General features: G+C 57.9%; 12 protein-coding genes. All 12 read left to right on the top strand.

Annotated features, from left to right (window positions below; all coding sequences use genetic code 11):
- Positions 1-41 precede the first annotated feature (41 nt).
- The 12 genes from CDQ91_RS02040 (at position 42) to CDQ91_RS01985 (ending at position 13,508) form a co-directional block, all read left to right on the top strand.
- Positions 42-1,058 (top strand): GDP-mannose 4,6-dehydratase, encoded by a 1,017-nt coding sequence (locus CDQ91_RS02040; protein WP_088471026.1) that lies wholly within the window; start codon positions 42-44, stop codon positions 1,056-1,058.
- A gap of 9 nt (positions 1,059-1,067) precedes the next feature.
- On the top strand, positions 1,068-2,339 hold the full coding sequence (gene wecC / locus CDQ91_RS02035) for a UDP-N-acetyl-D-mannosamine dehydrogenase (RefSeq protein WP_088471025.1): 1,272 nt from the start codon (positions 1,068-1,070) through the stop codon (positions 2,337-2,339).
- On the top strand, positions 2,336-3,616 hold the full coding sequence (gene tviB / locus CDQ91_RS02030; RefSeq protein WP_272897601.1) for a Vi polysaccharide biosynthesis UDP-N-acetylglucosamine C-6 dehydrogenase TviB: 1,281 nt from the start codon (positions 2,336-2,338) through the stop codon (positions 3,614-3,616). The genes wecC and tviB overlap by 4 nt, the downstream gene beginning before the upstream one ends.
- A gap of 62 nt (positions 3,617-3,678) precedes the next feature.
- On the top strand, positions 3,679-5,619 hold the full coding sequence (gene asnB, locus CDQ91_RS02025; RefSeq protein ID WP_088471024.1) for an asparagine synthase (glutamine-hydrolyzing): 1,941 nt from the start codon (positions 3,679-3,681) through the stop codon (positions 5,617-5,619).
- Between the two features lie 36 nt (positions 5,620-5,655).
- Entirely contained in the window at positions 5,656-6,273 is a 618-nt protein-coding gene (locus CDQ91_RS21840; protein ID WP_158213594.1) for a CatB-related O-acetyltransferase, read from the top strand.
- Entirely contained in the window at positions 6,264-7,433 is a 1,170-nt protein-coding gene (locus tag CDQ91_RS02015) for a glycosyltransferase family 4 protein (protein WP_088471023.1), read from the top strand. The genes CDQ91_RS21840 and CDQ91_RS02015 overlap by 10 nt, the downstream gene beginning before the upstream one ends.
- A gap of 148 nt (positions 7,434-7,581) precedes the next feature.
- Positions 7,582-7,944 carry a MarR family EPS-associated transcriptional regulator gene (locus tag CDQ91_RS02010; protein WP_088471022.1) on the top strand — a complete coding sequence of 121 codons (363 nt, stop codon included), beginning with the start codon at positions 7,582-7,584 and terminating at the stop codon, positions 7,942-7,944.
- An 85-nt stretch (positions 7,945-8,029) separates the two neighbouring features.
- A complete protein-coding gene (locus CDQ91_RS02005; RefSeq protein WP_088471021.1) occupies positions 8,030-8,905 on the top strand; it encodes an LbetaH domain-containing protein in 876 nt (291 codons plus the stop codon).
- Between the two features lie 142 nt (positions 8,906-9,047).
- On the top strand, positions 9,048-10,088 hold the full coding sequence (locus tag CDQ91_RS02000) for a DegT/DnrJ/EryC1/StrS family aminotransferase (protein WP_201791849.1): 1,041 nt from the start codon (positions 9,048-9,050) through the stop codon (positions 10,086-10,088).
- 2 nt (positions 10,089-10,090) lie between these two features.
- Positions 10,091-11,206 (top strand): DegT/DnrJ/EryC1/StrS family aminotransferase, encoded by a 1,116-nt coding sequence (locus tag CDQ91_RS01995; RefSeq protein ID WP_088471019.1) that lies wholly within the window; start codon positions 10,091-10,093, stop codon positions 11,204-11,206.
- Between the two features lie 110 nt (positions 11,207-11,316).
- Positions 11,317-12,330 (top strand): polysaccharide biosynthesis protein, encoded by a 1,014-nt coding sequence (locus CDQ91_RS01990; RefSeq protein WP_088471018.1) that lies wholly within the window; start codon positions 11,317-11,319, stop codon positions 12,328-12,330.
- A 29-nt stretch (positions 12,331-12,359) separates the two neighbouring features.
- A complete protein-coding gene (locus CDQ91_RS01985) occupies positions 12,360-13,508 on the top strand; it encodes a glycosyltransferase family 2 protein (RefSeq protein WP_144036659.1) in 1,149 nt (382 codons plus the stop codon).
- Positions 13,509-13,512: the final 4 nt, after the last annotated feature.

Here is a 13,512-nt window from a genome sequence, read left to right as displayed (position 1 = left end):
ATCCGCATCAGCGGCCGAATGTAACACGGACGGAGGTGGGCATGCCGCAAAAGATTTTCATTACTGGGACTGCCGGTTTTATCGGCTTTCACCTCGCTCGTCTGCTGATCACGGAGGGGTATTCGGTTCACGGCTTCGACGGCATGACCGATTATTATGACGTCCGCCTGAAGCAGCGGCGGCATCAGACGTTGCTCGAGAACGCGTCCTTTGGCGCTACTGAGGGGATGCTCGAGGATCATGCACTTCTGGACAGGACGGTCGATTCCTTCGAGCCCGATGTCATCGTCCACCTCGCTGCACAGGCCGGCGTGCGTTACAGTATCGAAAATCCTCGCGCCTACATCGACAGTAATGTCGTCGGTACTTTTAATGTCATGGAGGCTGCACGGCGACTGGAGGTTCAGCACCTGCTGATGGCGTCGACCTCCTCCGTCTATGGCGCGAATGAGGAAATGCCGTTCACAGAAACCGAAAAGGCCGACACCCCGCTGACCATCTACGCCGCGACGAAGAAGGCGAATGAGGCGATGGCGCATTCCTATGCGCATCTTTGGAATCTGCCGACGACAATGTTCCGCTTTTTTACGGTTTATGGGCCGTGGGGGCGTCCCGACCTAGCGCTGTATAAATTCGTCGACGCCATTTTGGATAGGCGGCCGATCGACATCTATAACCATGGCGACATGTACCGCGACTTTACCTACGTGGGCGATTTGGTGCGCGGGATTCGATTGCTGATCGAGGCCGTGCCGCAGCGTCCGGCATCACCCGCTGATGTTGCCGATGGGGATTCGCTGAGTCCCGTCGCGCCGTTTCGTATCGTGAACATCGGCAACAACGATAAGGTCCGACTGCTCGACTTCATTGAGGCGATCGAAGCCGAGCTCGGGATGAAGGCGCAGCGCAATTATATGGACATGCAGCCCGGCGATGTCCCTGCGACGTGGGCGGATGCATCGCTTCTCGAACAGTTGACGGGCTACCGCCCCCAGACGAATTATCGTGACGGGATTCGCGATTTCGTCAGTTGGTATCGCGATTATGCAGGCAAGTGATGGAAAAATATGAATTGGCAGTTTAATAGAATTTCAGTGGTGGGGCTGGGCTATATTGGCCTGCCTACTGCGGCGATGTTCGCGTCACGGAAAATTCATGTGGTTGGAATCGACGTCAGCGAGCACGCTGTCGAAACGATCAACCAAGGCAAGGTTCATATTGTCGAGCCAGATCTTGATATCGCTGTCCATTCGGCAGTTAGCCAGGGCTATTTGCGGGCGACTACGACGCCGGAACCGGCGGACGCTTTCCTGATTGCGGTGCCGACACCATTCAAGGGCGATGATCACGACCCCGACCTATCCTATATCGAGGCCGCATGCCGGTCTATTGCGCCGGTTCTGGCGCCGGGCAATCTGGTGGTGTTGGAATCGACCTCGCCGGTCGGCACCACCGAAAAAATGTCGGCCTGGTTGGCCGAAGCGCGGCCTGACCTCAGTTTTCCGCACCGGTCCGGCGAGGCGTCGGACGTTCGCGTCGCGCATTGTCCTGAGCGGGTGCTGCCGGGCAAAGTGATGCAGGAACTCATTCAAAATGATCGCGTCATCGGTGGCATCACGCCAGCCTGTTCGGACGCGGCGCTGTCGCTTTACAGCTTGTTTGTGAAGGGCGAATGCGTTGTCACCGATGCGCGGACCGCTGAAATGGCCAAGCTCACGGAGAATGCTTTTCGCGATGTGAACATCGCATTCGCGAATGAATTGTCGCTGATCTGCGATCGACTGGATATCAACGTGTGGGAGTTGATCGCGCTGGCCAATCGCCATCCGCGCGTAAATATCCTGCAGCCGGGGCCTGGGGTTGGTGGTCACTGCATTGCTGTCGATCCCTGGTTCATCGTGTCGAGCGCGCCCGATGTGTCCCGCCTTATCCGTGCGACGCGTGAGGTGAACGACGGAAAACCGGACTGGGTGCTAGAGAAAGTCGACGCTGCCGTTGCACAGTGGAGCATGCGCAGCGGTGGTAGCGCGGGTGAAGTGACCGTCGCTTGCTACGGCCTCGCGTTCAAGCCTGATATCGATGATCTGCGCGAAAGCCCCGCCCTGTATATCGCCGAGCAGCTTCAAGAGCGGTTCGGCGAACGGCTTGTGGTGATCGAACCGAATATCGATGGCCTGCCGGTCAGCCTCGACCGTTGCCATTTCGGTTCGGCCGCCGACATCGCGGCCGACATCCATGTGTTGTTGGTCGATCATCGCGAATTTAAGGCGATGGCGGTGCCGAAGGGGCTGATCGTCGATACGCGCGGGGTCTGGACCGGCGTGAGGGGGGCAGCGTGATCAATACTGCAGAACAGGCCCGTATCGGAATCGTCGGGCTCGGCTATGTCGGCCTGCCGCTTGCTGTGGAGTTTGCAAAAGTCGGGCGGGTTGTCGGATTCGACATCAACAGCCAACGCATCGCTTCGCTGAGAGGTGGCTTTGATGAGACATTGGAAGTCGACGAGGCCGAACTGGCAGCCGCGACTAATCTCTATTTCACGACCGAGGCGACAGAGCTTGCCGACTGCAACTTTTATATCGTCACTGTTCCGACCCCGGTGGATTTGCAGAAACGACCCGACCTTACACCGCTTTTGAAGGCATCGGAGACGGTCGGCAAGCTGCTGAAGCGCGGCGATATCGTGGTCTATGAATCGACCGTTTATCCGGGTGCCACCGAAGAGGATTGCGTACCCATATTGGAGGCGCAGTCGAACCTCGTGTTCAATCGCGATTTCTTCGCGGGCTATAGCCCCGAACGGATCAATCCCGGCGACAAGACGCGCCGGCTGCCCGATATTCGCAAGATCACGTCGGGCTCGACGCCTGAGGTCGCCGAACTCGTCGATGCCGTCTATCGCCGCGTCATTACGGCGGGAACGCATTGTGCTGCATCGATCCGGGTGGCCGAAGCGGCAAAAGTTATCGAGAACACGCAGCGCGATCTGAATATCGCGCTGATCAATGAACTCGCGATGATTTTCAACCGTATGGGCATTGATACCCAGGCGGTGCTCGATGCCGCAGGCACGAAATGGAATTTTTTGCCGTTCCGACCCGGTCTGGTCGGTGGGCACTGCATCGGCGTTGATCCTTATTATCTGACGTACAAGGCGCAGGCGATCGGTTATCATCCCCAGATCATTCTGGCAGGACGCCGGCTGAACGACGGAATGGGCGCTTACGTCGTTGGACAAATGGTAAAGGCGATGATTGGTCGGTCGATCCAGGTTCGCGGTGCGCGCGTACTTGTGATGGGGCTCTCTTTCAAAGAAAATTGCCCCGACCTGCGCAATACGCGCGTCATTGACGTCGTGCGCGAACTCGAAGGTTATGGCATTGAGGCTGATGTCCACGATCCCTGGGTCGATGCTGGGGAAGCTGCGGCCGAATATGGCCTGATGCTCGTCCACGATCCGGCGAAAGGCACTTATGACGGTATCATCCTTGCGGTAGCGCACGAAGAATTTCGAGCTTTAGGTGGCGAGGCGTTGCGCGCGTTCGGCAAGCGCGATCACATTCTTTACGATCTCAAATATTTGCTTCCAGCGGAAGCAAGCGATCTGAGGCTGTGATCGACTGGGGTCCATGACTCGGGCCATTCAATCGGTAAAAAGCGACAGAGAGGGTATGGGTTTTGTGCGGCATTTTCGGCATCGTTGACCTGGGTGGCGGGCGCCCGATCGATGAGGGTCGATTCCGCGAAGGGCTGGAAAAACTTGCTCATCGTGGACCCGACGGGCGGCGGTCGCAGCGGGTCGTAGATGGGGTGATGTTCGGTCATGCCCGGCTGTCGATCATCGACCTGTCCGATGAAAGCAACCAGCCGTTCCAGATTTCCGACCGTTATTGGCTGACCTATAATGGCGAGATCTTCAATTATCTCGAACTCCGAGCCGAACTGGAGGCGCTCGGTGTCGCTTTTCAGACGAGCGGTGATACCGAGGTCCTGCTCCGGGCCTATATACAGTGGGGCGATGACTGTGTCAGTCGTTTCAACGGCATGTGGGCTTTTGCCATTTATGACTGCGTCGAGCGGACGATTTTCGCCTCGCGAGATCGGTTTGGTATCAAGCCGTTCAACTATGCCGTGCATGACGGTCAATTGCTGTTTGCGTCCGAAATCAAATCATTGCTCCACTATGCGCCGGCGTTGGCCGAGCCCGACTACGGCGTGATCGCCAATTATTGCCGCACATCGGTAGGTGCTCAGCACGAACAGAGCTGGTTCCGCGACGTCCGTCGGCTGCAACCGGGCCATAATCTGACGATCGACGCCAACGGCGCGCTGCGAATGTGGCGATATTGGGATTATCCGATCGGGCGGTGCAACCTCGGCTTCGACGAAGCCCGGCGTCAATATGGCGAATTATTCGAAGACGCGGTTCGTCTGCGGATGCGGAGCGATGTTCCGCTCGGCATTACCTTGTCGTCGGGGGTCGATTCCAATTCGATCGCGTCGGTCATGCAGGTCATCGACCCAGCACCGCACCACAGCTTTACCGCGCGGTTCGATGACGAGGAAGGGCTGGTTCAGGACGGCACTATCTATCAGGATAGCACGAGGAGGATAGATGAATCGATCGTTGCGTGCGAGACCGCCGAAAGGCTTGGTCTCGATGCCCATATAATAGACACTAATTATTCCGATTTCATCGGACGGCTTGGCCAGATCGTTTATCATCTCGAAAGCGGCAACAGCTCGCCCGCGGTGATCCCGCTGATGCAGCTGCTCCAGGAAGCACGCAAACGCTTGACCGTGGTGTTGGACGGGCAGGGAGCCGACGAACTACTAGCCGGCTATATCTCGGCGGTGGTGTGGCCCGCTGAACGCGACCTGATTGCATCGGGACGGCTGGGGAAGGCGTGGCGCGGCCTGCGGCAATATCTAAAAACCTATACGCTCCGCTCATTGATTTTTCTGGTCGCGAGGCAGGCAAGCAACGATCTGCCGTGGATTTTGCGCTTGCAACAGCGGCTACAGGGGTTCGACGTCATCTATGGGCCTCGATTACGCGAACATGCGCCTATGGCCGATTTCCCGACTTTGGAACCTGTCGCGGGAGAAGGAGCTCTCGCGCGGCGGCTGCGTGAACAGCATAGTGGCGGGCTCGTCAACTTGCTGCACTATGGCGACGCCATTTCGATGGCGAATAGCCTTGAGGCGCGCATGCCCTTCCTCGATCACCGGCTGGTGGAATTTGTCTGGCCTCTTCCCGGCGACTTCAAAGTCGAACTGGGCGTAGGCAAATATATTCATCGCCAGGCCATGCGTGGGCTGGTCGATGATGCGATCCTTGATGAAACGACCAAATATGGTTTTACCACCCCGATCGGACGACAGTTCCAAAAACCCTACACGCCCGGAACGGGTCCGCTGGACATCCTGCTCGGCGACCGGTGCCTTGCGCGGGGGCTGTTCGATGACGAAGGGCTGAAGGGGATGATCGAGGATCATCGGTCGGGCCGCAAGAATCATGGCACCTTATTATTCCGCCTGTTGAGCGTTGAGCTATGGTTCCGCATTTTCATCGATGGCGACATGAGTGTTGATCAACCGGTCGAGGTCGCAGCATGAACCCGCTGCTGCTAAGACCCTGACGGAGAAAACGCCATGCCGTCTCCCGTTTACCTGTGGTCGAAACTGTTCCGCAAGATCCGCGGTGCGGCCATTCGCGGTAGCGAAGTCCATACGACGTCAAAGGTCGAGCCGGGCTCTTCTTTCGTCGATAGCACAATGGGGCGTCACAGCTTTTGTGGCTATGATTGCGAAATCACGACGACCGACATCGGCCATTTTTGCTCGATCGCGAATTACGTCGTTATTGGCGGAGGTCGGCACCCGATCGAATGGGTCGGCACCTCGCCGGTTTTTTATGAGGGGCGCGACAGCGTCGTGAAGAAGCTCTCGATCTTCCCGCGTCCCGATCCGCAGCGCACAATGGTGGGTAGCGACGTCTGGATCGGCTACCGCGCGATCCTCATGCAGGGCATCACCATCGGCCATGGTGCGGTGATCGGCGCTGGTGCTGTGGTGACGCGGGATGTTCCGCCCTACGCGATCGTTGCGGGCTCCCCCGCACGTTTCATCCGCTACCGTTTCGATGAACCAGTCCGCGAGGCTCTACTTGCGAGCCGGTGGTGGGATCGGCCGGATGCGGTTCTGGAGCAATGTGCGGAGGACATCCGCGATCCCCAAAAATTCTTAGAGCGGCTTGAACAATGCGCATAGCTCATGTCTGCCTCGCGGCATTCTATATCGATGGCTTCGGTTACCAGGAAAATATCCTTCCGCGCATTCACCGAAAGATGGGGCACGATGTGATGATCGTCGCCTCGACCGAAACATATCTTGATCGGACGCAGCTAGGATACGTCGAACCGTCGAGTTACATCAACGAGGATGGCGTGCCTGTACATCGCTTGCCTTATGCTTCGTGGGTACCGAAGCTCCTTCAGGCCAAGGTTCGCGCCTATGAGGGCGTTGAAAAACTGCTTGAAGAGTTCAAGCCTGATCTCATCTTCGTCCATGACGTCCAGTTCTGGGATTTCCTGACCATCCGGAGCTATGTGCTTCGACGCCCGACGCCGGTCTATGCGGACTGCCATACCGACTATGTCAATAGCGCACGCGGCTTCGTCTCGCGCCACTTGCTACACGGGCTGTTTTATCGCGCCATCCTAAGGCGCGTATCGCCGATCGTGCAGCGTTTCCTGCCGACTCTGCCGGTTCGCGGAGATTTTCTGCACGAGGTTTACGGGGTCGACCGCGCGAAGATGGAATTGCTTCCGTTCGGGGCGGACGACACGCAGACCGAAGGGCTCGACCGTAGTCAGGTTCGACGCGAAGCGCGAGCCGGATGGGGAATTCCCGACGACGCACTGCTGTTCGTGACTGGCGGGAAGCTCGATCTTCGCAAGAATATCCATACGCTGATCGACCGCTTTTCGCGCGCCAAGCAGAGAGGAGAGATTGGTAACGCCCATCTTCTCGTTTTTGGTCAGGCGACACCTGAAGTCCAGGTCGAGCTCGACGGCATCGATATCCATGACGATGTGCATATGCTGGGCTGGACGCCGGCGAACGAAATCTATCGCATCTTCTGGGCGGGTGACCTCGCCCTGTTTCCGGGTACCCATTCGGTATTGTGGGAAGAGGCCATCGGGCATGGGCTCGGTACCATTTTCCATCATTGGCGGGGGATGGACCATCTGGATATCGGTGGAAATACACGGATCATCGACGATGCCAGCCCCGAGACGCTGGACCGGCTGCTGAGCGAATTGACAGCCGACGATGGAGCCGAGGTCAAGCGTCTGAGCGCTGTGGCTGCCCAAAAGGGTCCGCGCGTTTTCGCGTTCAGCGCCATCGCGTCCAAGGCTATTGAATAGGCATAGCTGACGCGCCTCCCGTCCAAAATGGCATCGTGGGCTTTACGAGCACGCCGTGCTGGAGTATGCGTTCAAATATGAACAAGGTCCATCTTCACGTCTCCATTTGCGTGGTTGAAGGGTTTCGGCGCGATAGCGAGGCGGCGGCATGACCAATCGCAGAAAAAACAGTCGTGACGAAGACGTCAACTTCCGTGCATTGCGAATCCTCGAATCCAATCCACAGATCAGTCAGCGGGAACTGGCAAAGGCGTTGGGCATCAGCTTGGGCGGGATCAACTATTGCCTAAATGCGCTCGTCGAAAAGGGGCATGTGAAGATAGCGAACTTTCGGTCTTCGCAGAACAAAATTGGCTATATTTATGAGTTGACGCCCGAGGGCATAGCGCATCGGGCCATACTCGCGTCGCGCTTCATAAAGCGGAAGATGGCTGAGTATGACGCATTGAAAGCCGAAATTGAAAGCCTCCAGGCAGACATGCACGCGAACGTGCCCGTTGAGGACGGTTGAGGCAGGTCAGATTTGTGCGGGATAGCGGCCATGCGAAGGGCGTCACCCAAAGAGAATAGCAAGATGGAAACGAGAGGATAGAAGAGTGGTGCACAGCAATATCGAGATCATTGGCGATGGCGAGGTCGTAATCGGTAAGGGCACGTCGATCGCTGCGGGCGTCAAGATCGTTTTTCATAAGCCGGCGCGCGTAGAGATCGGCGATTATTGCTCCATCGGGCCGGGTGTCAAGTTCATCGTGAGCGGTGGTGCGGTTAGCATCGGGGATTGGACGTCGCTGCACGATAATTGCCTCATCCTTTCGACTCAGGGCGTTACGATCGGCCAGCACGGCTGGTTCGGCCAAAACACCGTATTAGATGGTAGTGGGGGGCTGACGATCGGCAACGGCGTTCGCGTTGGCATGTATTCGCAAATCTGGTCGCACGTCGCGGCAGGCGAACGGATCGAGGGTTGCACCCTTTATGGCGAACGGCCCGTCGTGATCGAAGATGATGTCTGGTTGGTCGGTTCGTGCATTTGTGCTTCTGGCGTAACGATCGGTCGTCGCACCGTCGCGCTGATCGGATCGAACATCACCAGGTCCTGGCCCGCCGAAGTCGTGCTGGCCGGTTCGCCGGCCATGCAGAAGGAGGCATTGTCCTTCTACAAAACGGTTTCGGCCGAGGAGAAGTGGGAGATGCTGACCGGGTGGATGAGCGACCTCGAAGTCGAGCTGGGCATCGAGCAGTTGGATGGGGCAGCAGACGGAATTCTCGCTTATCGCTGGAAGGCGGCCGGGAAAGACGAGGCTATAGTCTTCGTCAGCGATAGCGCGCGCCAGCAGGCGGCTGCGGATCGCTTTGGCGACGCGACTATTTGCAACATCGACACGAAAAAATATCAGAAAATGTTCACTCCGATCGAGCAACGGGTTCTGAAGGCCTTGTCTAACAACAAGGTTCGTTTCCTTTCGGAATGACTCGTCTATCGCGACGCATCGTAGCGGCCCGGGCCATCGCATCCGGGCCGTGCGGAAGTTGGAAAGCTGATTCACTATGACCAGTTCGGTCTCGTCGCCTTTGCCCCTCGTCAAAGTCGCCATGCCGCCGCGGGAACGGCTTATGCCGGCTCTGGAAGAGGTGCTGTACAGCGGCATGATCGGGGAGGGTGAAGCCGTTTATGAATTCGAGCGCCGCTTTGGCGAACAATTCGGATTGCCGCGGGCACTTGCGACAAGCAGCGGGACCGGTGCGCTGCATGTGGCGCTGTTGCTCTCGGGCGCGGGGCCGGGGCGTGAGGTCATCACGACGTCGATGACCGCGGAGCCGACGAACACGGTCATCATGCAAACCGGGGCAACGCCCGTATTTGCCGACGTCGACCCCGATACGGGCAATCTATCACCGGCCGCCGTTCAGGCTGCGGTGACGGAGCGAACGGCTGCGATCTGCGTGGTGCACTATGCCGGCTACCCGGCGGATCTGGCTGCGCTGCGTGCGATCGCGGATCGGCATGAGATCGGCCTGATTGAGGATTGTGCGCATGCGCTCGGTGCGCGCTACGCCGGAAAGCCGATCGGGACCATCGGTGATTCCGCCATTTTTTCGCTTCAGGCGATCAAGCATATGACCACGGTCGATGGCGGTATTTTGGGTCTGCGCGACCCCGCGCAGACCTTGCTTGCGAAGCAGTTGCGCTGGTTCGGCCTGACAAAAGGAGTCCCCCGCACGGAGGTCGACATAAAGCGTCCGGGCTTCAAATATAATATGAGCAATGTCACGGCAACGATTGGCCTGCAACAACTGGATCATATCGACGGCCTGATCGCGCGCCACTGCAACAACGGCCGCTTTTTCGATCGCGAGCTTGCCGCAATCGCGGGCATTAAGCCGGCCGTTGTCCTAGCCGAAGCCAACCCGAGCTACTGGATATACACGTTGCTAGCCGATAATTCGGATGAGGTGGAGCAGTGCCTTGCGGCGATCGGTGTCAGCGCGTCAAAGCTGCATCGGCCGAACCATTTTCATTCTGCATTTGCGCCTTTTGCCGGACCGATGCCGGGGCTCGACAGCTTTTACCAGCGGCTGGTTCATATACCGTCTGGCTGGTGGGTCGGCGATGAAGATCGGCAACGGATCATCGATGCGCTGGCGAAGGGCTAGAGATGGCGATTCCCCTGTTCGATTGTCGCGTTGATGGAGCTGCGATTGCGGCAATGGCACCGGCGCTGGTATCCGGCCAGCTGGCGGCGGGGTCGCACGTGGGTGCGTTGGAAAGCGAGATGTCGGCCCGGCACGGAGGGGCGCCCGTCGTCGCGGTGAGCGATATGACGCAGGCGATCGAATTGGCGTTACGTCTGTCGGGTGTCGGCCCGGGTGACGAGGTGTTGACGCTGTCGTACAATTGTCTCTCATCGAACAGTGCGATCCGCCACATCGGTGCCACCGCCGTTTGGGTCGATATCGATACCGCGACGGCGACGATGGATGTCGATGACGCGAGGTCGAAGGTCACTGCAGCAACGCGTGCCCTCATTGTATATCATGTGGCAGGCTACCCCGCCGATACTGCGGCGCTGCGGAGGCTTTGCGATGAAGCAGGTCTGACCCTGATCGAAGATGCCAATAATGCATTGGGCGCGCGCTTGCCCGGTGGAGCGGGCGCAGGATCGATCGGCGATTTTGCGATCTTTTCCTTCTATGCCAACCGTCAAGTCAATGCGATCGAAGGGGCGGCGTTGTTGTGCCGCGACAAAGACGCCGCCGCAGCCGCGCGAAAGTTGCGGCGTTTCGGGATCGATCAGGGGCGTTTCCGTGATCCGCTAGGTGAAATCGATCCGCAGGCCGACATTTCAGAAATAGGCTTCGCGGCGACGCTGCCGAATGTCAACGCGGCATTGGCGCGGCACAATCTGGCGCAGCTGGACACGCGGCAGCGGGCCATTCGCGCGAATGTGGAAGCGATCACGCTTGCGCTCGCCGGGGTGCCGGGCGTCGCTGCTGTCCAACCGTTGAGCGGTGCCACTCCGGCCTTTTGGGCGATGTTGCTGCTTTGCGAAGCACGCGACGATATGCTCAAGGCTTTGAAAGAGCAGGGGGTCGGCTGTTCCAAGCTACATCAGCCCAATCATGTTTATTCCGGTTTCGCGAGCCGGGCTGGGGCGTTACCCGGTACCGAATGGTTTATGGACCGTGTTTTAGCGGTGCCTGTCGGCTGGTGGGTGGGGTCGGCAGAACGGCGGCGAATCGTTGACACAATATCTGGCGCGCGGCGGGCATGATTGCGCTAGGGGGCCAGCTTTGAAAAGCATCCCGTCGGGGCGCCCGATGATTGATTAATCGGTACGACGCTTCTGTGTAAACCAGCTTGATCTACGACTACGGAGTTTTCATGTTCAAAGATAAGACGTTGATGATTACCGGCGGAACGGGATCGTTCGGTAAGACGGTATTGGGCCGATTCCTCGCAACCGACGTCGCCCGGATCGTGATATTCAGCCGTGATGAAAAAAAGCAGGAAGATCTTCGAATCAAACTGCGCAGTAACAAAGTATCCTTTGTTCTGGGGGACGTGCGTGATTTCGATTCGATCGACAACGCGATGCAGGGCGTCGATTATGTGTTTCACGCGGCGGCGTTGAAGCAGGTTCCGTCCTGCGAATTCTACCCGATGGAGGCCGTCCGCACGAATATCGTCGGAACCGAAAATGTCGCGCGTGCAGCTATTAAGAATGGCGTTGAGCGCTTGGTTCTGCTCAGCACCGACAAGGCGGTTTATCCGATCAACGCCATGGGTATTTCCAAGGCGATGGCGGAAAAAATCTTGATCGCCCGCGCGCTTGCAACGCCCCCCGGAGGCCCGGTGATGTGCGCGACTCGCTATGGCAATGTCATGGCGTCGCGCGGATCGGTGATCCCGCTGTTTATCGAGAAAATTAAGGCCGGTAGGCCGCTGCGCGTGACGGACACGCGCATGACGCGCTTCATGATGTCGCTAGATGAATCGGTGGATCTTGTTCTCCACGCTTTCGCCAACGGCAATCAGGGCGATATCTTTGTCCAGAAAGCGCCGGCGTGCAGTCTCGAAAATCTGAGCGCCGCGTTGAAGACGTTGTTCCGGTCGGATGCGCCGATCGAGATCATGGGCACGCGTCACGGTGAGAAGCTATATGAAACGCTCGTATCGCGCGAGGAAATGGCAAAATCCGAGGACCTTGGCCGCTATTACCGGATTCCTGCCGATAATCGCGATCTCAACTACGAACTGTTCATCAGCGAAGGGAATGTCGAGGCCAATGTGGTCGATGACTATACATCACACAACACGCAGCAATTGTCAGTGGAGGAGACGATGGAACTGATGCGGTCGCTGTCCTATGTGCGCCAGGAGCTTGGTGAAGAGTGATTTTGAGCCGCACCGTGAAGGATTTTTCTATGGCGTCGCAGAATAGCGACATCCTGTTGTCCATCGCCATTCCGACGAAAAACCGTCAGCCCTATCTGATCAACCTGGTCGATGAACTGTTGCGGTCGGACCGGCGGGATTTTGAAATCATCCTGCAGGATAATTCCGATGACGATCAACTGGCTGCTTATGTTGCCGAGCTGAACGATACGCGCGTCCATTACGCCTATACCAACGGATGGATTTCGGTGGTCGACAATTGCGACGCGGCGGTTCGAGCCTGTTCAGGCGACTATGTGTGCATGCTTGGCGACGATGACGGAATTATGCTGGATGAGGCGCTGGACGAAATGGCGGCCGCTAAGAGAGAAGGGGCCGATGCTGTGATGGGCGCGGTTCTTCTTTATACATGGCCTGACATCACCCATCGCAGCATTAGTGGGCTCGGTGGAAAACTCTATCGGCGACGGATACTCACCGGTCGCGGCCGTGCCGATATCCTCGCCGACGCGCGCCGCGTCGTTGCTCGGAGCGGGGCGCTGGGACTCGAGGGATTGCCCTGTGTTTATCAGGGTTTTGTCAGTCGCGCAGTGCTCGCCGCCGTCGAAAATCGAACCGGAAGCTACTTTCCAGGCGCCAGCCCCGATATGGCGAATGCTATCGGGATCGCGGCTTTTGTTAAGCGGTGCCGTCATGTCGAACGCCCCTTGATCATTGCCGGCCACAGCCGAAGCAGCGGGGCGGGGCGAGGAACGATGCGCGAGCACCGCGGTTCGATTGCCGAGCAAAAGCATCTCCCTGCCGATACGGCGCAGACATGGTATTCGCAAATCCCCTTTTTCTGGTCGGGGCCTACTATCTACGCGCAGTCGCTGCGCAGCGCGATCAATCGGACGGGGGCGACAGCGCTCGGCGTGCCTGGCGATGCGTGTCTTTATAGCGCTTGTTTCATCTTCGAACGGTCTTACGCAAAGGATATTCGGGATGCGATGCGTCATACGCACGAGCGACCGGTGACGCTCGTTCCGCAGATGATCTATTATGCACTGGTCATCACCGCGAAACGCGCGGTGCAATTTCGGAACAATCTGCTGGTGCGCTTCTTCCCCGAGAGTGCTGCGATCGAAGCTGCATCCATTGCGGATGCGATCGGTGCGGTTCGCGCCAGATTGAATTGAGAGG

The organism is Sphingopyxis witflariensis, from assembly GCF_002205635.1.
Taxonomy (GTDB): Bacteria; Pseudomonadota; Alphaproteobacteria; order Sphingomonadales; family Sphingomonadaceae; genus Sphingopyxis; species Sphingopyxis witflariensis.
The sequence above is the reverse complement of the archived record's forward strand: the minus strand, read 5'-3'. Positions and strand labels throughout refer to the sequence as shown.